Source organism: Mycolicibacterium obuense (assembly GCF_055397605.1).
In genome coordinates, this window is record NZ_AP043663.1 from 1,756,004 (window position 1) to 1,776,537 (window position 20,534).

A 20,534-nucleotide genomic window follows, 5' to 3' on the forward strand; every position below is an offset into this window, starting at 1 on the left:
AACTCCCTCGAGCTACGCCGACGGGCCGTCGGTGCCGGCCGGCGAATGGTTTCGGTGTGAGTGGCGCGAGGTGGACGACGTGGTGCCCGGCGGGTCGGAGGCATCTGAGTGGTCTGGGTCATCGGAGCTGACCGAGGCGCCGTTCTCCGTGGAGCGGTCGCGCGCCGGCGCGTCGCCATCCTCCGTTGCGACATCAGTGTCGCGGCGCTGTGTCCGTGTGCTCCGCGGCCGTGGTGCGGGAGCTTCCTCGTCAGCGGCCGGTACCGCAGACGCCACCCCGGGGGGCGCAGCCGTGTGTGCCAGGGCGTCGGCGTCGGAGGAAGGTGCCGCGATCGTGTCGCCGATGTCCTGCAGGGAACCGATGAGATAGTCGACCGGGCCCGAGATCTGGTCGCTCACAGGGGCTTCCACGACGGCACCGAGAAGGCCGAAGTACTCGTCGCGCTCACCGTCCACGCGGCCGTTGAGCAGTCCGTCCATCGTCCGGGCCGGGAGATTGACCAGCCCGCCGGCGACACGAACGGGATCGAGGTCGGTCGCCGCATCGACGACGTCGGCCACGCCGGCCCCGCCGGCCAGCACGCCACTGGCTGCGGGCAACGCCAACCTGACCAGCAGGCTGTTCGCTGTCCGTACCGGTTCGCCGCGGGCGACCACGCGCCCGAGACTTGCGACCGGTTGGTTCACCGCGGAGAGGACGGCCTGCGCGAACGCCTCGGGGTCCAGGTCAGCGGCTGCCCGCAGCACCTCGGTGACGGCGCGGTGCTGGTTGTCGGCGACCGCTCGGACGACGGGAAGCGGATCCTCGAGGTATTCGGCGACGAGACGCCGCGCATTGGTCAGCGACCGCGACAGCACGTCGGGGTAGTACTGCAGCGGACCCTGGGTCTCGTGCTGCACGATGGCCGAGTTCGCAATGCGCACTTCGCCTTTGGGGGCAGATGAGGGTGCGGCGACGATGGCGCCGATGCCGAGGGCGGCGACCCCCACCGTCAGCCATGGGCGGACGACCTTCGGCATGCTCCACCCCCTCTGTCGGGGACGCCGTCACGCTGCCCCCGGGCGATCCCAGCGCAAAGTAACACGGTGTCCCGACAACCAGCGAGCGCTTATCCGGCAGTTCGGCGCTGGCAGAGTCCTGGCAGGCCGCTGCGGGTACCCTTCCCGCCATGACCGCATGTGCGATCAGAGGTGTCGGGTGAGCGGCGGACTGTTCGCCCTCCTCGACGATGTGGCGGCGCTGGCCAGGATGGCGGCCGCATCCGTCGACGATGTGGGCGCGGCCGCGGGGCGGGCGACCGCCAAGGCTGCCGGGGTGGTCATCGACGACACGGCGGTCACCCCGCAGTACGTGCACGGGGTCACTGCCGAGCGCGAGCTGCCGATCATCAAACGGATCGCCATCGGCTCGCTGCGCAACAAGATCGTGTTCATCCTGCCTGCGGCGCTGCTGCTCAGTCAGTTCGCGCCGTGGCTGCTCACGCCGATCCTGATGCTCGGCGCGACCTACCTGTGCTACGAGGGCGCCGAGAAGGTGTTCGGCAAGCTCCTCGGCCACGGTGCGCATCACGAGACGGCCGCAGCCCGAGGCCCGGACGCCGAGAAGCAGATGGTTGCGGGCGCGATCCGCACGGACTTCATCCTCTCCGCCGAGATCATGGTGATCGCTCTGAACGAGGTTGCCGCAGAATCATTCTGGCCGCGGTTGGTGATCCTGCTCTTCGTCGCCGTGGTGATCACCGCGGTGGTCTACGGCGTGGTCGCAGGCATCGTCAAGATGGACGACGTCGGGCTCCACTTCACCCAGCGATCCAGCTCCTTCGTGCAGCGCATCGGGCGTGGGCTGGTGGCCGGTATGCCGAAGCTGCTGAGCTTCCTGTCCGTGGTCGGAACGGCGGCGATGCTGTGGGTGGGCGGGCACATCCTGCTCGTCGGCACCGACACACTCGGCTGGCACGGCCCCTACTCCCTCGTGCACCACGCCGAGGAGTACGTCCACCACGTCGGCGGTGTCGGCGCCGTGCTCGCCTGGCTGGTCAACACTGCCGCCTCGGCGGTGATCGGTCTCGCCGTCGGCGCACTCGTCGTCGGGATCGTGTCTGTCCTGCCGTTCGGCAAGAAGAAGGAATCCCACGCCTGATCGGCGCGGTCCAGCTTCTAAGCTCGCCCATGTGCACGCTGGTTCGGCGGTCGCGGTGGCCGCGACGTTCATCTGGCTCGGCATGGTGCTCGCGATCTCGTTCCTCGAGGCGCCGCTGAAATTCCGGGCGCCAGGTGTCACGCTGCCGATCGGGCTCGGTATCGGACGCCTGGTGTTCCGGGCGCTCAACACCTGCGAAGCAGTCCTCGCCGTTGCGGTGCTCGCGGGTGGGTTCACCGCGCAGAAGAGTGGCGGTGCGTCGGGCGCGGCGATGTGGGTCTTCGTGTTGGCCGTCGTCGTGCTGGCCGTGCAGGTGCTGCTGGTGCGCCCGGCGCTGACGCGTCGCTCCGATCGCGTCCTGGCCGGCGAGGACGGGCCGCGGTCGCGGGCGCACCTGGCCTATGTCGGGTTGGAAGTGGTCAAGGTGATCGCGCTGGCCGAGGGTGGCGTGCTGGTGTTGGCCGGCTGATCAGTCGAGTGCCGGCGTGCCCTGCCGACGGCCGTCGTGCACCGCGATCAACGCGGCCACCGGCTCGCAGGTGACCACGCCGTGCTCGGCGGTCACCTCGTCGATGACGGCGTAGTCGGCGGCCGCCGTGGCGTCGGTACTGAGCACTGTGGTCGTCACCGGAACATGACGACCGATCTGCAGGATGCGGTCGCCGTGCGGGCGCTGGCCGCCGCGGAAACCCCAGAGCCCGCGCAGCGTGGTGGCGCCGCCGGCGTGATCGCTCGTACGCAGGCGCGCCATCAGGTCGCGGTGCACGGGTCGGCCCCCGTGTCTGGAGTCCTCGTTCGTGTGCACCGTCAGCTTGTGTGAGCGCCAGCTGCCGGGCGGCTCCGCGACGGTGCGGCCCTCGACCTTGCACACCACGACCGGGGCGATGCTGATCAGTGCAGTGTCCAGCAGCGCGGTGAGCTCGTCGAGGGCGGCCACCGCCTCCGCACGCGGACCCACGCCGGTGACGAGCACCGGTACGTCGGTGTTGCGGCTGAGGAAACGCGCCCGGCGCCGCTGCCCGGCCACGGTGCCGTCGACGCCGAGAAACACGTCCGCGGTGACGAATCCGCGCCGGTGCAGCACCTCGCAGACCGCGACGAATCCCGGCGTGCCGTCGACCGGTTGCTTTCGCCCCAGCAGCAGCGAGAGCCGCACGGGCCCGTCGCCGGTCGGTGCGTCAGGCGCCACCCACGACCGTTCGAGAGTGATCAGTCCGCGCTCGGTGGAGTCGATCACCGCATCGGCGAGTGCGCGGATCCGTTCCGGCCGGTCGGCGGCCGTCACGGTGACCGGCGGGTCCTCCGACAGCGTCAGCGAGCGATCGGTCCGCAGCACGTGCGTGGTACCGAAGCCGGCGATGCCCCGCAGGCAGATGCTCGCGGCGACCTGTTCGCGCGCGCAGTGTTCCAACAGTACGTCGGCCAGGAACTGGCCCCCGCTGCGTTGGCGTTCAGCGAAATACGCTGTGATGGTCTGTATTTCGGTCATAAAGCGGCTCCCAGGCGCTGCCCGAGCCAGGCGGCGAACAGGCCGCAGACGACACTGCCACCGATGTTGGCCAGCGCCGAGACCAGTTGGCGTTCCTCAGCCAGCCGCTGTGTCTCCAGCATCCACGTCGAGAAGGTCGTGTAGGAGCCGACGAAGCCCGTCCCGATCAGCAGCGCCAGGTGCGGGCGCAGTGCCAGTCCGGCGAGCGCGCCGAGCAGGAAGGCCCCGCTGATGTTGACGACGAGCGTGCCGAACGGAAACGGCCGGCCGATACGTCGCGACACGGCCTCGTCGACGGTGAGGCGGGTGACCGCGCCCAGACCGCCGAGGACCACGACGCCGAACCACACCAGCACCGTCATCGCCGGGTCCGAACCCGGCGTACCAGCGCCGTCGCGAGGTAGACCGCCACCAGGCCGGCGGCCACGCTGGCCGCGGTGTAGGACAGGGCCAGACCGTAGTGGCCGTGCTCGAGCATCGTGATCGTCTCCACCTGCATCGTGGAGAAGGTCGTGAGACCTCCGCACACGCCGGTGCCCAGGAACGGGCGGCGGTAGCTCGACACGGGCAGACGTTCCAGCAGCCGGGTGACGAACAGGCCGAGCAGGAACGCGCCCACGATGTTGACGGTGAAGGTCGGCCACGGCCAGCGCGCGGGATCGCCCGCGGCGAGCTCCTCGAGGCAGGCACGGGCCAGCGTGCCGACGGCGCCGCCGGCGAACACCGCCGCCAACTCACGCCGGTCTGTGGCCATGGCGCACAGTATGCAGTCCCCGGTGTTGCGGGGCCGGGCGGCGTAGCAGAATCGATTCCATGGCTGCGAACCCACGTGCCGGCCAGCCGGCGCAACCTGAGGACCTCATCGACATCGCTGCGGTGGTGACGGCCTACTACTCCGTCGTGCCCGATCCCGACGACGTCGACCAGCAGGTCGCCTTCGGCACGTCGGGGCACCGCGGCTCCAGCCTGGACGCGGCCTTCAACGAAGCGCACATCCTGGCGACGACGCAGGCCATCGTCGAGTACCGCGCGGCCCAGGGCACCACCGGCCCGTTGTTCATCGGGCGTGACACCCATGCGCTGTCGGAGCCCGCCTGGGTGTCTGCGCTGGAAGTGCTGGCCGCCAATGACGTTGTGACGATGATCGATTCGGCTGACCGCTACACCCCGACGCCGGCGGTGAGCCATGCGATCCTGTCCTACAACCGGGGCCGCGACACCTCGCCGGCCGACGGCATCGTCGTGACGCCGTCGCACAATCCGCCGCGCGACGGTGGTTTCAAATACAACCCGCCCAACGGCGGGCCGGCCGACACCGACGCGACGAAGGTGATCGCCGCGCGCGCCAACGAGCTGCTGCGCGACGGGTTGACGGGGGTCAAGCGCATACCGTTGGCGCGGGCGCTGACCACCGTGCAGCGCCACGACTATCTCGAGGCCTACGTGGCCGACCTGCCCAACGTCGTCGACCTGCACGTCATCTCCGCCGAGGGCATCCGCATCGGCGCCGACCCGCTGGGCGGGGCCAGCGTCGACTACTGGGGTGCGATCGCCGAGCGGCACAACCTCGCTCTCACCGTGGTCAACCCGCTGGTCGACGCGACGTGGCGGTTCATGACGCTCGACACCGACGGCAAGATCCGGATGGATTGCAGCTCGCCGAATGCCATGGCCTCGCTGATCGCCAACCGTGACGCGTATCAGATCGCCACCGGTAACGACGCGGACTCCGACCGGCACGGCATCGTCACGCCCGACGGCGGGCTGCTCAACCCGAACCACTACCTGGCAGTGGCGATCGACTACCTGTTCACGCACCGGTCGGAGTGGGCGGCAGGCACGGCGGTCGGCAAGACCGCGGTGAGTTCGTCGATCATCGACCGCGTGGTCGCCGGGTTGGGCCGCACGCTGGTCGAGGTGCCGGTCGGGTTCAAGTGGTTCGTCGACGGGCTCGTCGGCGGGACGATCGGTTTCGGCGGCGAGGAGAGCGCGGGAGCGTCGTTCCTGCGCAAGGACGGTTCGGTGTGGACCACCGACAAGGACGGCATCATCCTGGCGTTGCTGGCCTCGGAGATGCTCGCGGTCACCGGGTCGACACCGTCGCAGCGCTATCGCGAACTGTCCGAGAAGTACGGCGCCCCAACGTATGCACGCATCGACGCCCCCGCCAACCGGGAGCAGAAGGCGCGGTTGGGCAAGCTGTCGCCCGAACAGGTCAGTGCCACCGAGTTGGCGGGTGAGCCGATCACGGCGAAGCTGACGAGTGCGCCCGGCAACGGGGCACCGCTGGGCGGGCTGAAGGTGACGACCGAGAACGCATGGTTCGCGGCGCGACCGTCGGGCACCGAGGACGTGTACAAGATTTACGCCGAATCATTCCGCGGCCCCGAGCATCTCGCCGAGGTGCAGGAGGCGGCGCGAGAAGTGGTGTCGGCGGTCATTTCGTGAGTTCCGTCGCCGACGGCGACTGTCGGGACGCGACCAAGGCGCGGCTGCCGCGCGAAGTCTGGGTGCTCGTCGTCGCCAACGTGGTGGTGGCGCTGGGGTACGGCGTCGTCGCTCCGGTGCTGCCGCAGTACGCCCGGCACTTCGGCGTGAGCATCAGCGCGGCGACGTTCGTCATCACGGCGTTCGCGGTGATGCGGCTGGTGGGCGCGCCGCCGGCCGGGATGTTGGTGCAACGGCTGGGGGAGCGGCGTGTCTACATCAGCGGACTGCTGATCGTCGCGGTGTCCACGGCGGCCTGTGCGTTCGCCGGAACTTATTGGCAGCTCTTGGTTTTCCGGGCACTCGGCGGCGTGGGATCGGCGATGTTCACGGTGTCTTCGCTGGGGCTGATGATCCGCATCTCGCCGCCGGACGCGCGCGGTCGGGTCGCCGGACTGTTCTCGTCGGGCTTCATGGTGGGTTCGGTGGGTGGGCCGATCCTGGGCAGTCTGACTGCCGGACTGGGATTGTCGGCGCCGTTTCTGATCTACGGGGCGGCGCTGCTGGTGGCGGCGACGGTGGTGTTCGTCAGCCTGCGCAATTCCACGGTGATCACCCGATCCGACGAGGACGTGGAGGAGCCCGTGCCGTTCCGGACGGTGTTCCGGCACCGCGCCTACCGGGCGGCGTTGCTGTCGAACTTCGCTACGGGCTGGGCATCGTTCGGCCTGCGGATCGCGCTGGTGCCGCTGTTCGTCGTGGAAGTACTCGGCCGCGGACCGGGCGCGGCCGGGGTGGCATTGACGGCGTTCGCGGTGGGCAACATCTCGGTGGTCATCCCGAGCGGGTATCTGTCGGATCGGCTGGGGCGGCGCAAGCTGCTGATCTTCGGGCTCAGCCTGGCGTCGGTGTCGACGGCGTTGGTGGGGTTCACCACATCGCTACCGGTGTTCCTGGTCGCGGCCTACGTCGCCGGGGCGGCCACCGGGATATTCGTCTCGCCGCAGCAGGCCGCCGTCGCCGACGTGGTCGGGAGCAAGTCGCGGGGCGGGACGGCGATCGCGACGTTCCAGATGATGGCCGACTTCGGATCGATCGGCGGTTCGCTGCTGGTGGGGCTGATCGCGCAGTACACGTCATATGGGCTCGCGTTCCTGGTCAGCGGCGTCATCCTCGGGGTGGCATGCATCGGCTGGGTGTTCGCCCCGGAAACCTGGCCCCGGGTGCCGCGCGAGCGGACCGAGGTGCGCCCACTGGGCCCGGAAGCCGGCGGGGAATGCCCGTGACCTGCGATTTTGAGCGACACCTGGTCGTGGTGTAGCTTCGATGAGCACAACAATCAGGGGCTATGGCGCAGTTGGTAGCGCACCACACTGGCAGTGTGGGGGTCAGGGGTTCGAATCCCCTTAGCTCCACTTCTCGAGCGGATTTCCGGGCCCGACCAATGGTCGGGCCCGTTTCCTTTGTCTCTAGATGATCGAATCGGCCACTGGCGGCGCCGCAGTGGACGCGATAGTGCGGATCGCTCGTCAGGCCCTCGCTATCCATCGGCTGATGACTCTTGGTGACTCGGGTGCCAGCAAGCCGCTACCCCTCCTCCGCGCTGACCGCCCCGCCCACCGACCACTGATGGCCGGCGGTAGGTTCATGGGCCATGCCCGACGATCAGACCCCAGACGTCCCGCCGAATCACCTCTCCATCGATCCGCGCAGCCCGTTCTATGACGAGGAGGTGCTCACCCGCGACGTCGGCATCCGCTTCAACGGCGTCGAGAGGACCAACGTCCACGAGTACGACGTGGACGAGGGGTGGGTGCGTGTGGAGGTGCCCACGGCCAGGGACCGTCGCGGCAATCCGATGGTCGTGAAACTCAGCGGGACGGTCGAACCGTATTTCCGCGAAGCGCAGTAGGCGCCTCGCGTCGTGAGACGCCTTCCGTGTCGTCAGTGCGCGTGATCGTGGATCTCGTGACTGGTCAGGGGTTCGGCCGCGGGGGTAGGAGCGGGGCGTAGCGCCGGCGGGGTAGTTGCCGCTTCGGGGACCTCGGCGTGATGGTCGTCGGCCTGACCATGGCCCCCCGTGTGATGGTCGCCGTGCTGTAGACCGGAAGCCACTCCCACGGTCGATGCCATGGCGACGACACCCACGGCGCCGACGAAGATCGCCGCACTGGCGAACGCGGGCACGGGCGCCCCTCGCAGACCGCGGTACCAGACCCAGCCGGCGCCCATCACCACGTACATCTGGAGCAGCATCGCGCAGACGTCGGCGCCCGCGATCAGCTCGACGTGTCCGGCGTCGGGGCCGAACGGCGCACCCGCGGTGCGGGAAATCGCCCATAGGACGAGCGCGCCGGCGTTGACCAGCACGCCGGCGGTCAGCACTGGGATGGTTGTGTGCACGAGAGCACTGCGTGCCCACACCAGCTGAAAGAGCGCCAGGGACAAGAAGAACACGCCGGAAGGAGCCCACTGCTGCCAGTGTGTCGGGACGACTGCGACATGAACGATTGCCGCACCCAGCGACGCCATTGCCGCAAGGCGAACTGCCAGTCTGCTGTCCGTCGTCTTCACGGTGTAGGGCGCCACTCGCAGATGATGTCAGCACAGCGACCAGTCAGAAACTCCGTGACACCACTTCGCCACCCGAACGAGACGGCTCCGTCATCTGGTGACGAGCTGAGGTTCTGCTGTCGACGGCTGCTCGGCGGCCGGGGATGCCGGTGACTCATCCTGTCGCCGCATGGTTCGGTTACCCCAGCCGGCGTATCCCAGCGCCACACTGACTGCGGAATAGACGACGGCTTCGGTCCACATGTAGCCGACACCCCATCGCCTCCCGAGGAAGACGGGTTCGTCGATCATGCCCCGAGACGTCGCCACCGCGTAGGCGGCGTGCGCGTACGCCAGCGCGGCGAACGATCCGGAAAAGAACTTGCACACTTCGCGTTTCATCATGACCTGCCCTTCACTCGGGACCGTCGGGATGACGGCTCTCCGACATGTGCGATCCGCGGTATCAGTGTCGATCCGCGGCGTGGCTACTGAAAGGGAAGGAAGTCACCACCCACGGGGGGACTGACGGCCATGCTGGGACGGTCGCCGCAGAAGTGACTGCACGCCAACGGGAAACACGGTGCCCCACTCATTCGGCGTCGCCGAAAATCGAAGAAGCCGTGCGGCATCCCCTGGTCGACCTGTGTCGCCTCGCGCCACAGATCGCGTCGTCACCACCCGCCCTCAGGCGGCTTCGTTGTCGGGGGGTGCGGGTCCGCCGGGTTCTGACGGGCCCGCTGTCTCCTTGGTGGGTTCCTCTGCTTCTTCGGGGCGGAGGAGTCGTTCGGGGGTGTGGTGGGTGTTGATCCGGGTTTGGCCGGTGTCGAGGTTCGGTGGTGGGGTCCATTCGACGTCGTGGCGGGGGCTCATCGATGTGGTCCAGCCGCCGGGTGCGACGGCGCGGTTATCCGGTGGGCAGGCCAGGCCGAGGTCGTCGATGTTGGTCAGCCCGCCCTGGGCCCAATCTTGGGTGACGTGGTGGACCTGGCAGCCATACGCCCCGACGGGGCAGCCGGGTTTGGTGCAGCCCCCGTCACGGGCGATCAGCATGACCCGCTGCGCGGCGGAGGCGGTGCGGCGAGCCCGGAACAGGTCCAGGGCGGAGCCGGTGGCTCGGTCGAACACCGCCAGGTAGTGGCTGGCGTGCGCGCCCATGCGGATCACGTCTTTGATGGGCAGCCGGGTGCCGCCGCCCGTCGTCCCGATGCCGGCGCGGGATTCGAGGTCTTGGAGGGTGGTGCGCACGATCACCGTCACGGGTAATCCGTTGAGCTGGCCGAGTTCGCCGCTCATCAGGGCGATTCGTCCGACCGCCACCAGCGCGTCGTGCTGGCGTTGGGCGAGGCTGCGGTGATCGTTGTCGATCTGGGCCTGCGTGGGGGTGCCGGAGGTGCAGGGTTCGGGATCGTCGGGGTTGCACATGCCCGGGGCGGCGTATTTGGCGAAGATCGCCTCCCACACCGCCGCCGCTTCCGGGGTCAGGTTGGCCCGCCACTGCGTCATGCCGTCGCGACGTTGCGGGCTCTTGGTCAGACCCCGTTTGCGGGTGCGTTCGGCGTCGTCGGGTTCGGGCCCGTCCTGATCGAGCAGGAACAACTCCAACTCCGCGGCGTCGCGGGTGGCTTTCGGACCGGCGCCAGTGGCGATGCGCACCACCTCAGCTTCGAACTGCTCAGCGGTCGCGGCGTCGACAAAGCTCGGGAGGTCGTCGACCGCCTTGCGAATGACGTCGACATGTTCGGGGGTGATCCGCCCCTCGGCTTGGGCGGCTGCGGTCGCGGGCAGCACCGGGGGTAGGGGTTCTCCGGTCATCGACTGCCGCGGCGCCAACAGCGCCGCCCCACTCAACCGCCGATTCGCCTCCGGGCCGCTGATCCGGTAGCGGATCGCCAGCACGTCTTTCCAGTTCTTGGCGCCCATCTGCAGCGCAGACGTCTCCACCTGCAAACGGGCCAACGCTCGATGCTGGGCCGCGGGTAGCCGGCAGCCCGCGTTTTCGAGCTCGTCGAGCAGCTCCACCACCTCGGCAGCGGTGGACCGATCGAGGCTGCAGGCCAGCACAGCATCGACAGCGGCGCGTAGCCCCGCGACCACCCGCTGCACCTCCAACATGATTCGAACATACATTCGACCACCGACAACTTTTCGCTGGCGGAACAGGGGCACGGAAACTGCGCGCACGAGCCGCTGACCGGCTACTTTCGACGCGATGAATGCTTCGCGGGTTATCGGGCGGGTCGGCGCGCTGGCGGTCTTCTTCGGGGTGGGCGCCGCGGCGGTAACGGTGTGTCCACTGGCGTCCGCAGCGCCGGACTCGTCAGCGTCGGACTCGGTGCACGCGGCGCCCACGGAGACGTCCCGAAAGGTCGCCGCGCGACCGCTGCGGGATCGCGTCAAAGACGGCGCCGAGACGCCCAAGCCGCGGCACCGCGACCTGGTGGCGACGCGCCGAGCGGCGCGTCAGACGCCCGACGACGATCCCACCACCGAGGACCCGACTGGCGCCGCGCCGCGCATGCGGAAACTCGCCGCGGTACGCGAATCGCGCCGCGCTGTGCGCGAAAAACCCAGCGACACAGCGCCTCCCGATGCCAAAACCGAGCGTTCGACTGTCACGGTCGCGCCGAGTCCTCTGCTGAAACGCTCGGAGATGCGTGCTGCCCAGGATGTGCCACCCGGGGTGGTCAGCCTGGCCCTCACGTCCGTGCTGGAAGTCGGCTTCGCCGCAGTGGTGTCGGTTCTCAACATCGGCATGCCGAGTCCCACGGCCGCGCCGCCGCGACTGAAGCTGAACGGTTACAGCCTGGTTCCCGACTCGCCGGAGGAGATCGGCTCGTTCTATGGCCGGTGGACCTACCTTCCCGGAGCTCCGAGTCTCGTTCAGGGCCAACAGAAATTCGACATCGTCGACCCGCGCACCAAAGCGTCGGTCGGCGAGTTCGACGCCCTGATCGGCCGGGGGCTCGGCTACAACTACACCTCGCTGCTCGTCACCGACAACGGGGGAGGCAACGTCGGAACCGGACCCGGTCAGGTTCCTCCGGTCGGTTCGCTGATCGCCACCTTCAAGGTCGGGCCCGTGGGTTGGGCGTACTCGTCGATGCCGACGGCGTCCGGCGATGTCATCTCCTTCACGATCGTGACTCCGTTCGGCAGCATCCCGCTGCCCCTGACATTCGACGGCGCCGCCGGCGTCGCCGACCACACCTTCGACAACAGGCCGGTGAAGCTGACCAACGGCTACAGCATCGCGCCCGCCGATCCCGACGGCGAAACCATCACTGCTACAAGCGGAATACAGCCGTTGTTCACCAGTATCCAGGGCCGGCAGGTGTTCGGGATCTACGACTCGACGGGCGCCCAGGTTGGGAGTTTCGAGGGTGTCTTCACCACGACCTCCGACATCCTGGGCACGTACACACAGGCGATCCTGGTCACCGCCAACGACGGCGTCAACGTGGGCACGGGTGCCGGACAGATTCCGCCGGTCGGTTCGGTCTACAACGTCGTCTACGCCGGCGGTGACGACAACTACGTTCTCTACCAATCTCTTCCGTCGCCGACAGGGGATGTGGTCATCGTCGAGCAGGTCGGCCCGGGCACGGTGCAGACCAGCACCAAGACCTTCATCGACGCCTCGCTGCCGCAGTCGACGCAACCACTGCGGGTGACCCGCAGCCTGACGCTGGTCCCGGTCTCTGCGCTGGCGCCGGTAGGCGTGAACGGGCTTCCGCCGCGGGAAGTGCAGTACCAGGGGTATCAGCGATTCGACGTGTACGACGCCGGAGGCAACCGCGTCGGCAGCTTCGACGCCGACGTCGCAACCCAGAGCGATCTGTACGGAATCCACAGCGAGGCAGTGCTCGTCACCAACGTCGTCGACGGTGACGCCGGGACAGGCAGGGGCGAGACCCCTCCGGTGGGATCTGTCTTCAACATCGTGTCCCTCGGCGACAGCGGCTTCGGTAGCGTCCAATTCGTGATGCCCGACGGCAAGGTGGACATCAAGCGGTCTTGGATCAGCACTCCACTGGGCAACGTCCCGGTGTTCCGTGCCAGAACGTGGGTACCTGATCGCGTCGACGTGTCGTTCGCGCACACGACCGTCTGACGCCGTCAGGCGAGAATCACTCCGGTGAGCTCCTGGGAGATCGACCACAGACGCTCCGCGGCAGTGTTGTCGCGCAACGGTTTCCACAGGGACTGCTCACCAGGCGGCCCGCCGGCGCTGCCTGGCCAGCGTGGTCCGTAGAACGCGCCGTCGGCTGCGGCCGTGGCGGCCGTCAACGCCGGCAGTGCTGCCGAATCCACTGTCCCAACGAGCAGCCCGTGCGCGGAGAGCCAGCGGATCACTCGCACCTGCGTCGTGTCCTGCGTCCGGCCGAGCTCCGGACGCGAGGCGAGCAAGCTGGTCGGAGCAACCCCGGGATGAGAGATGGTGCTGGTGATGCCCCAACCGGCGGCAGCGCTACGACGGGCCAACTCGAGTCCGAACAGTCCGACGGCGATCTTGGACTGCCGGTAGGCGGCCATGCCGTCGTAGGACCGCTCCCAGTTGAGGTCGTCCCAGTTGATCGTGCCGCCGCGCGCGGCGATGCTCGTCTGCGAGGTGACTCGGGCGCGCCCGGCACGCAACAGCGGCATCAGGTGGGCCGTGAGCGCGTAGTGCCCGAGATGATTGGTGCCGAATTGCAGTTCGAAGCCATCGGAGGTGGTCTGCCGGGCCGGTGGGGTCATCACGCCGGCGTTGTTGACCAGGAAGTGAATCGGCGCTCCTGCGGCGCGGAGTTCCTCACCGAGCCGTCGCACCGACGCCAGCGACGACAGATCGAGCGTCGCCAACGTCACCGCGGCGTGCGGATTCTCCTGTCGGATCGCGGCCTTCGCAGCCTCACCCTTGTCCGGGTTACGCACCGGCAGAACCACGTCGGCGCCCGCCGCGGCCAGCCGGCTCGCGATGCGAAGCCCGATACCGTCGCTCCCGCCCGTGATCACCGCACGCTTGCCGGAAAGGTCGGGGACCGTCACGTCGAATGTCATGCACCGAGGCTGCCCGAGCGCGACGGGCGTAGCCACGGATCAACGATCCGTGGCTACGGCACCACCACGGCGGGGAGAATGTCGCCCATGATCGATCGCTCGGCGCTGGCCGACTTCCTGGTCCGCCGCCGGGGCGTGCTGCAACCCGAGGATGTGGGAATGCCGCGCGGGCAACGTCGTCGAACCACAGGTCTGCGCCGGGAAGAAGTCGCTGCCCTGTGTCACATGTCGACCGACTACTACTCCCGATTGGAGCAGGGGCGGGGGCCGCAGCCGTCGGAACAGATGATCGCGTCGATAGCTCAGGGACTTCATCTGTCGCGGGACGAGCGCGACCACCTGTTCCGGTTGGCCGGCCATGAGCCGCCGGCGCGTGAGGCCGGCGGCGAGCACATCAGCCCGGGTATGTTGCGCATCCTCGATCGGCTGACCGATACGCCCGCCGAGATCGTCACCGAGTTGGGGGAGACCCTGCGCCAAACCAGGCTCGGCGTCGCTCTGGTCGGCGACCTGACCCGTCACACCGGTCCCGCGCGCAGCATCGGCTACCGCTGGTTCACCGATCCGGCCGCACGGGCCCTTCACCCACCCGAGGATCACGAATTCTATTCGCGCATGTACGTTTCCGGCCTGCGGGAAGTGCTGGGCCTGCGCGGGCCCGGTTCCCGGGCCGCGCAGCTCGCCGACCTGCTCTCGGTGCGCAGCGACGAATTCCGCGCGCTCTGGCGCGAACACGTGGTCGGTATCCGACCGCGCGAGGTAAAGCGGTACCAGCACGCCGAGCTCGGCCGGCTCGAGCTGAACTGCCAGGTGCTGCTCGATCCGGTTCAGTCACACGCGCTTCTGGTCTACACCGCCGAGCCCGGCACCGAGAGTCACGAGAAGCTGCAACTGCTCGGCGTGCTCGCCCCGTCGGTGTGAGGCGCCAGCTCAGCGGGCGTGTTCGTCGGCGACGTCCAGCGCGGCGTCGAGGATGCGCAACCCCTCGGCGACCTCGTCGTCGGTCACGTTGCACGGCGGCACCGCGTGGATGCGGTTGAAATTCGCGAACGGCAGCAACCCGCTGGACTTGCACGCCGCGATCACGGCGTTCATCGCCGGGCTGGAACCGCCGTAGGGGGCCAGCGGTTCGCGCGTCTGCTGGTCTGCCACCAACTCGATCGCCCAGAACACCCCGAGGCCGCGGACCTCGCCGACACTGCGGTGCCGGGCGGCCAGCTCCCGCAGGCCCGGCCCGAGCACGTCGGCGCCGATGCGGGCCGCGTTGCCGACCATGCCCTCGTCCTCCATCGCGGTGATGGTCGCAACGGCGCAGGCAGTCGCGAGCGGATGCCCGGAGTAGGTCAGTCCGCCGGGGTATGCGCGGTCGGCGAAGGTCGAGTAGATCGCATCGTTGATCGCCACGCCGCCGAGCGGAACATAGCCCGACGTCACGCCTTTGGCGAACGTGATCAGATCGGGGACGACGTCGAAGTTGTCGATTGCGAACCAGCGTCCGGTCCGACCGAAGCCGGCCATCACCTCGTCGGCGATGAACACGATGCCGTGGCGATCGCAGATCTCGCGGACGCCGGCCAGGTATCCCGGCGGCGGCACCATGATGCCCGCGGTGCCCGGCACCGACTCCAGGATGATCGCGGCGATCGTGGACGGCCCCTCCATCTGCACCAGACGGTCGAGGTGCTCGAGCGCACGCTGCGTCTCCTGCTCCTCGGTCTCGGCGTGGAACGCCGAGCGGTACAGGAACGGCCCAGTGAAATGGACGATTCCGGCGTTGCCGTGGTCGTTGGGCCAGCGGCGCGGGTCGCCGGTCAGGTTGATCGCGGTCTCGGTGCCACCGTGGTAGGAGCGGTAGCGCGAGAGCACCTTGTAGCGACCGGTGTGCAGACGGGCCATGCGGACCGCGTGCTCGACGGCGTCGGCGCCGCCGTTGGTGAAGAAGATCCGGTTCAAGTCGCCCGGAGTGCGCTCGGCGACCAGCCGGGCAGCCTCGGAACGCGCATCATTGACGTGCTGAGGCGCGATCGTGCACAGCTTGGCCGCCTGCTCGGCAATGGCCGCAACGACTTTCGGGTGCTGATGGCCGATGTTGGTGTTCACCAGCTGTGAGGAGAAGTCGAGCAGCCGGTTGCCCTCGCCGTCCCACACGTACGAGCCCTGCGCCGCGAGCACGGTCATCGGCGTGATCTGCGCCTGCGCCGACCACGAGTGGAAGACGTGCTGGCGGTCCAGGTCATAGGCACGCTGCCCGCGCGCGATCGCGGTGTCGAGATCTTCGCCGGTGGGCAGGGCGCTCATTGTTGACGTCATGCTGTTCTCTCGCTCAGTTGGTGGGGAAGCCGAGGTTGATGCCGCCGTGGCTGGGGTCGAGCCAGCGGGTGGTGATGGCTTTTTGTCGGGTGAAGAAGTGGACGCCGTCCATGCCGTGGGCGTGGCTGTCGCCGAAGAGGGAGGCTTTCCAGCCGCCGAAGCTGTAGTAGGCCATCGGGACCGGGATGGGGACGTTGATGCCGACCATGCCGACCTCGACTTCGTTCTGGAAGCGGCGGGCGGCGCCGCCGTCGTTGGTGAAGATCGCGGTGCCGTTGCCGTAGGGGTTGCTGTTGATCAGCTGCAGCGCTTCGTCGTAGGTCTCGACGCGCACGACCGACAGGACGGGTCCGAAGATTTCGTCGGTGTAGACGCTCATGTCGGGGGTGACGTTGTCGAGTAGGGTCGGGCCCAGCCAGAACCCGTCTTGTCCGCCGTCGGGGTCCACGGTGCGGCCGTCGACGACGACCTTGGCGCCGGCATTCTCGCCGGCGTCGATGTAGGAGGCAACTTTGTCGCGGTGGGCCTTGGTTACTAGGGGGCCCATGTCGGAATTCTTGGTGCCGTCACCGATCTTCAACGGCGTGGTGCGTTCGGCGATTTTGGCGACCAGATCGTCGGCGATCGGGCCGACCGCCACGCATGCGGAGATGGCCATGCAGCGTTCGCCGGCGGAGCCGAAGCCGGCGTTGACCATGGCGTCGGCGGCCAGGTCGAGGTCGGCGTCGGGCAGGATGACGGCGTGGTTCTTCGCCCCGCCGAGGGCTTGGACGCGCTTGCCTGCGGCGGTGCCGGTGGCGTAGACGTACTGGGCGATCGGGGTGGAGCCGACAAAGCTGACGCTCTTGATCTTCGGGTTGGTGAGCAGTTCGTCGACGGCGGTCTTGTCGCCCTGCAGAACGTTGAATACTCCGGCGGGCAGGCCGGCTTCGGCCCACAGCGCGGCCAGCCACAGCGCCGCTGACGGATCCTTCTCGGAGGGCTTGAGCACGACGGTGTTGCCGCAGGCGATGGCGACGGGGAAGAACCACATCGGCACCATCGCGGGGAAATTGAACGGGGAGATGATGCCGACCGGGCCCAGGGCCTGGCGGATGGAGTGCACGTCGATGTTGGTCGAGGCGTTCTCGGTGAACCCGCCTTTGAGTAGGTGGGGGATGCCGCAGGCGAACTCGACGACTTCCTGGCCGCGGGCGACTTCACCGAGAGCATCGGAGACGACTTTGCCGTGTTCGCTGGTGATGATCTCGGCCAGTTCGCCCTTGCGGTCGTTGAGCAGTTCGCGGAACCGGAACAGCACCTGGGTGCGCTTGGCCAGGCTGGTGTCGCGCCAGGCGGGGAACGCCGCAGCCGCGGCGTCGATCACCGCCCGGGCATCCTCCACCGAGGCCAACGCGACCTGACCCGTCACCTCACCCGTCGCCGGATTCGTCACCGGCGCGGACGCACCGGACGAACCCTCGAACACCTCACCGTTGACCCAATGCGAAATCTGCGCAGCCATACCCGGAAGTCTCTCGCGCGCGAACCCGCCGGTGTCGATACACACTGTCAACGAATCGCCCCGCAGGAATACACTGTGTCAATGCCATTGACTGTGGGAGAGGTGATCGCGCTGCCCGCGGTGCAGCAGGGCGACCCCGAGGTGCTCAGCGATCGGCGGTGGACGGAAACCATCCGGTGGGTGCACGGCAGCGACCTCGCCGACCTGTCCAGTCTGCTCCAGGGCGGTGAGCTGGTGCTGACCACCGGTAAGGCGCTCGCCCGCCATCCGCGAAAGTACCTGCGCGGCCTCGCTGACGCCGGTGCGCTCGGCGTCATCGTGGAGGTGGGCACCCAGGTATCCGCTCTGCCGGCCGGTGTCGGTGCCATCGCCGAGGAGCTCACACTGGCCCTCGTCGTCCTGCATCGCACGGTCCGATTCGTCGAAATCACCGAAGCGGTGCACCGCCGCATCGTGGCAGAACAGTACGACGAGGTGGCCTTCGATCGCCGCGTGCACGAAACCTTCACCGAGTTGTCGATGAAACGCGCTTCGCTCAGTGGGATCGTCGACGCGGCTGCTCACATTCTCGCTGAACCCGTTGTGCTTGAGGACCTTTCGCACCAGGCCATCGCGATGTCGGCGGGGATTCCTGCCGACCTGCTCGACAACTGGGAGCGCCGCTCGCGCCGCAGCCCCGGACGCACAGATCACGCCGAGCCGTGGGCGGTCACCGGGGTGGGGCCACGCGCCCAGCAGTGGGGCCGGCTGGTGGTGCCCCAAGCACCCGCCGACGAGCACCGCGCCAAGATGGTGCTCGAGCGGGCGGCGGCCGCGCTGGCCATGCACCGGATGATCGAGCAGGACCGGACGGGGCTGCAGCACCAGGCGCAGAGCGGCCTGATCGACGACGTCCTGCGTGGTCGTCTCACCGATGAGCGCGAACTGTCCGCGCGGGCCCAGGCGTTGGGTCTGCGGCGTGCCGCTCAGTACCTCCCGGCGACGGTGCGCGCCGAACGGCCGTCGCCGTCATCGGATCCCGTTGCCGGCCACCGGCGCGGCATCGCATTCCTCGACGCCGTCGCCCACACCGTCAACGCTGCCGGCCACACCGGACTGTTCTCCCTGCGCGGCGACTCCGAAGTCGCGATGATATTGGCGCTCAGAGACTCTCGGAACATCGACACGGCGCTGGCGACTCTGGGAGCCCGCCTGCGGGAGCAGGTGCGACGAGTCGACGGTGCGCCGGTCTCGGTGCTCGCGCTGGGCCCGCCGGTCGAACAGATCGCCGACGCCGTGTCCGGACTGGCCGAGGCGGCGCACATCGCCGAAGTGGCGCTGGCGCAGGGAGATCGGGACCGTCCGTACTTCCGGGCCGCCGACGTCCGGCTGCGCGGCCTGCTGTCGCTGCTGCGGGACGATCGTCGTGTGCAACAGTTCGCCGAGACCGAACTGAAGACGCTGCTCTCCGACGAGCCTGCAGGTTCGCCGCCCGACCTGACCGTGCTGCGCGAATACCTGCGATTGGCGGGTAACAAGGCGGCGCTGGCGGGGCGACTGCACATGAGCAGACCAGCGCTCTACAAGCGGCTGTCCGTCATCCGTGATGCGCTGGGGGTCGACCTCGACGACGGGGAATCGATGACGTCACTGCATGTCGCGCTGATGATCGTCGACGGGGCCGCCGCATCACACCAGTGATCGCGACGGCCGCCATGCCAGGAAGCCGACCGCCAGGCCGACGAACGGGATCGCGGCCAGCACCGTGCTGAGGGTGACGCTGCCCCCGGTCACCAGCGTGAAGTTCGACAGCACCAGCCACAGGCTCGCCAGCAGGCCGAGCACGGCGAGCACGGGCGCGATCCGGGTGGCCCAGAGTCCGCCGCGGTCGCGGTTGCGCAGGAAGAACACCAGCACCGCGATCGACGTGGTCAGCATCAGCAGCACCATCCCGACGGTCGCGACGCCTGCCATCGAACCGAAGACGCCGACCAGAGGGTCGATACCGAGCAGCGCGAGAACACCGACGATGATCGCCGCCGTCGCGGTCTGGACGAGCGACGAGAACGACGGCGACGCATGGTCGTCGTGCACGGTGGCCAGTCGCGCGGGGAGCAGCCCCTTTCCGGCCAGCACGAACTGGTACCGGGCGATCACGTTGTGGAAGGACAGCACACATGCGAAGAGGCTGCTCAGCAGCAGCACGTTGACGATGTCGCGGCCCACGGTGCCCAGCATGTCGCCGGTGGTGTCCAGCAGCATGTTGCCTTCGCCGTCGAGGGTCTCCTGTGCCACGCCGGCCACCTGATCGGGCCCGAGCGCCACCACGAACGCCCACACGGTGATCGCGTAGAACGCGCCGATGATGACGACGGCGGCGTACGTGGCGCGCGGGATCGTCCGCTCGGGATCGCGCGCCTCGTCCCGGAACACCGCGGTGGCCTCGAAGCCGATGAACCCGGTGAGCGCGAACAGGATCGCGATGCCGATGGTGCCCTGGGTGAACGTCGCCGGGGCGAAGGAGGTGAACGTGATACCGGCCGGTCCGGGCTTGGCGACCATCACGACGTCGAGGATCACCACGATGCCGATCTCGAGGGCCAGTGCGACGCCGAGGACCTTCGCGCTGAGCTCGATGTGCTGGTAGCCGAGGACGGCGACGATGGCCAGGATCGCGAACGAGTAGACAGGCCAGGGGATTTCGGGCCCGTCATAGTGTGCGACGGTGTCGGCGATGGCCCAACCGATGTAGCCGTAGATGCCGATCTGGATCGCGGTGTAGGCGATCAGGGCGACCACCGCGATGCCCTTGCCCATCCGTTCGCCGAGGCCGACCGTGACGTAGGAGAAGAACGCGCCCGCTTCGGGAACGTGGGGTGTCATCATGACGAACCCGATGCTGAAGACCAGCAACACAGCCGCGGCGATCACGAACCCGACCGGCGCTCCGGCGCCGTTACCCAGGCCCATCGCCAGCGGCATGTTGCCACCGATCACCGTCAGCGGAGCCGCGGCGGCGACGACCATGAAGACGATGCCGACCGGGCCCAGTTGTCCTGTGAGGCGCCGGGTTTCGGCTGGGGTGGAGG

19 protein-coding genes and 1 tRNA gene are annotated in these 20,534 nt (G+C 68.4%); 9 read left to right on the plus strand and 11 right to left on the minus strand.

What is annotated here, in order from left to right:
• Positions 1-12: 12 nt before the first annotated feature.
• The gene (locus ACZ50N_RS08355; protein WP_464475134.1) at positions 13-1,020 is read right to left on the minus strand and encodes a hypothetical protein; all 1,008 of its coding nucleotides are present in this window, start codon (positions 1,018-1,020) and stop codon (positions 13-15) included.
• 178 nt (positions 1,021-1,198) lie between these two features.
• Here ACZ50N_RS08355 and ACZ50N_RS08360 point away from each other — a divergent pair, with 178 nt between their 5' ends.
• On the plus strand, positions 1,199-2,140 hold the full coding sequence (locus tag ACZ50N_RS08360; protein WP_048425217.1) for a DUF808 domain-containing protein: 942 nt from the start codon (positions 1,199-1,201) through the stop codon (positions 2,138-2,140).
• 31 nt (positions 2,141-2,171) lie between these two features.
• On the plus strand, positions 2,172-2,609 hold the full coding sequence (locus ACZ50N_RS08365) for a hypothetical protein (protein ID WP_464475135.1): 438 nt from the start codon (positions 2,172-2,174) through the stop codon (positions 2,607-2,609).
• Here ACZ50N_RS08365 and ACZ50N_RS08370 read toward each other — a convergent pair whose 3' ends face one another.
• From ACZ50N_RS08370 to crcB (ACZ50N_RS08380), 3 genes are read right to left on the minus strand one after another with little or no spacing between them, the layout of a single operon-like run.
• Positions 2,610-3,629 carry a putative PII-like signaling protein gene (locus ACZ50N_RS08370; RefSeq protein ID WP_464475136.1) on the minus strand — a complete coding sequence of 340 codons (1,020 nt, stop codon included), beginning with the start codon at positions 3,627-3,629 and terminating at the stop codon, positions 2,610-2,612.
• The gene (gene crcB, locus ACZ50N_RS08375) at positions 3,626-3,991 is read right to left on the minus strand and encodes a fluoride efflux transporter CrcB (protein ID WP_464475137.1); all 366 of its coding nucleotides are present in this window, start codon (positions 3,989-3,991) and stop codon (positions 3,626-3,628) included. The genes ACZ50N_RS08370 and crcB (ACZ50N_RS08375) overlap by 4 nt, the downstream gene beginning before the upstream one ends.
• Positions 3,988-4,383, minus strand: coding sequence for a fluoride efflux transporter CrcB (crcB, locus tag ACZ50N_RS08380; RefSeq protein ID WP_464475138.1), 396 nt, complete (start codon positions 4,381-4,383; stop codon positions 3,988-3,990). The genes crcB (ACZ50N_RS08375) and crcB (ACZ50N_RS08380) overlap by 4 nt, the downstream gene beginning before the upstream one ends.
• A 59-nt stretch (positions 4,384-4,442) precedes the next feature.
• Between crcB (ACZ50N_RS08380) and pgm the strand changes: the two genes are divergently transcribed.
• From pgm to ACZ50N_RS08400, 4 genes are all read left to right on the plus strand, one after another.
• Positions 4,443-6,077, plus strand: a complete 1,635-nt coding sequence (pgm, locus tag ACZ50N_RS08385; protein WP_464475139.1) for a phosphoglucomutase (alpha-D-glucose-1,6-bisphosphate-dependent) — start codon at positions 4,443-4,445, stop codon at positions 6,075-6,077.
• Positions 6,074-7,342, plus strand: coding sequence for an MFS transporter (locus ACZ50N_RS08390; RefSeq protein ID WP_464475140.1), 1,269 nt, complete (start codon positions 6,074-6,076; stop codon positions 7,340-7,342). Before pgm ends, ACZ50N_RS08390 begins: the two co-directional genes overlap by 4 nt.
• A gap of 56 nt (positions 7,343-7,398) precedes the next feature.
• A tRNA-Ala gene (locus ACZ50N_RS08395) sits at positions 7,399-7,471 on the plus strand.
• A 239-nt stretch (positions 7,472-7,710) separates the two neighbouring features.
• Positions 7,711-7,968, plus strand: coding sequence for a DUF3297 family protein (locus ACZ50N_RS08400; protein ID WP_046366324.1), 258 nt, complete (start codon positions 7,711-7,713; stop codon positions 7,966-7,968).
• Between the two features lie 32 nt (positions 7,969-8,000).
• On the opposite strand, the gene ACZ50N_RS08405 is transcribed toward ACZ50N_RS08400, so the two are convergent.
• The 3 genes from ACZ50N_RS08405 to ACZ50N_RS08415 all read right to left on the minus strand — a co-directional run bounded on the left by ACZ50N_RS08405 (position 8,001) and on the right by ACZ50N_RS08415 (position 10,739).
• On the minus strand, positions 8,001-8,645 hold the full coding sequence (locus ACZ50N_RS08405) for a hypothetical protein (protein WP_073683906.1): 645 nt from the start codon (positions 8,643-8,645) through the stop codon (positions 8,001-8,003).
• A gap of 75 nt (positions 8,646-8,720) precedes the next feature.
• A complete protein-coding gene (locus tag ACZ50N_RS08410) occupies positions 8,721-9,014 on the minus strand; it encodes a hypothetical protein (RefSeq protein ID WP_236728548.1) in 294 nt (97 codons plus the stop codon).
• A gap of 282 nt (positions 9,015-9,296) precedes the next feature.
• Complete coding sequence (locus ACZ50N_RS08415; protein WP_464475141.1) at positions 9,297-10,739, minus strand: HNH endonuclease signature motif containing protein; 1,443 nt, start codon at positions 10,737-10,739, stop codon at positions 9,297-9,299.
• Positions 10,740-10,821: 82 nt separating this feature from the next.
• On the opposite strand from ACZ50N_RS08415, the gene ACZ50N_RS08420 reads away from it, so the two are divergent.
• A complete protein-coding gene (locus ACZ50N_RS08420) occupies positions 10,822-12,723 on the plus strand; it encodes a hypothetical protein (RefSeq protein ID WP_464475142.1) in 1,902 nt (633 codons plus the stop codon).
• Between the two features lie 5 nt (positions 12,724-12,728).
• Here ACZ50N_RS08420 and ACZ50N_RS08425 read toward each other — a convergent pair whose 3' ends face one another.
• Positions 12,729-13,652 carry an SDR family oxidoreductase gene (locus ACZ50N_RS08425; protein ID WP_464475143.1) on the minus strand — a complete coding sequence of 308 codons (924 nt, stop codon included), beginning with the start codon at positions 13,650-13,652 and terminating at the stop codon, positions 12,729-12,731.
• An 87-nt stretch (positions 13,653-13,739) separates the two neighbouring features.
• On the opposite strand from ACZ50N_RS08425, the gene ACZ50N_RS08430 reads away from it, so the two are divergent.
• On the plus strand, positions 13,740-14,573 hold the full coding sequence (locus tag ACZ50N_RS08430; protein WP_046366693.1) for a helix-turn-helix transcriptional regulator: 834 nt from the start codon (positions 13,740-13,742) through the stop codon (positions 14,571-14,573).
• A gap of 9 nt (positions 14,574-14,582) precedes the next feature.
• On the opposite strand, the gene ACZ50N_RS08435 is transcribed toward ACZ50N_RS08430, so the two are convergent.
• Positions 14,583-15,962 carry an aspartate aminotransferase family protein gene (locus ACZ50N_RS08435; protein WP_464475144.1) on the minus strand — a complete coding sequence of 460 codons (1,380 nt, stop codon included), beginning with the start codon at positions 15,960-15,962 and terminating at the stop codon, positions 14,583-14,585.
• Positions 15,963-15,975: 13 nt separating this feature from the next.
• Positions 15,976-17,466 (minus strand): CoA-acylating methylmalonate-semialdehyde dehydrogenase, encoded by a 1,491-nt coding sequence (locus ACZ50N_RS08440; protein WP_464475145.1) that lies wholly within the window; start codon positions 17,464-17,466, stop codon positions 15,976-15,978.
• Positions 17,467-17,547: 81 nt separating this feature from the next.
• Here ACZ50N_RS08440 and ACZ50N_RS08445 point away from each other — a divergent pair, with 81 nt between their 5' ends.
• Entirely contained in the window at positions 17,548-19,146 is a 1,599-nt protein-coding gene (locus ACZ50N_RS08445; protein ID WP_464468494.1) for a PucR family transcriptional regulator, read from the plus strand.
• Here the strand turns inward: ACZ50N_RS08445 and ACZ50N_RS08450 are convergent.
• Complete coding sequence (locus ACZ50N_RS08450; protein ID WP_464475611.1) at positions 19,135-20,472, minus strand: APC family permease; 1,338 nt, start codon at positions 20,470-20,472, stop codon at positions 19,135-19,137. The genes ACZ50N_RS08445 and ACZ50N_RS08450 overlap by 12 nt on opposite strands.
• Positions 20,473-20,534: the final 62 nt, after the last annotated feature.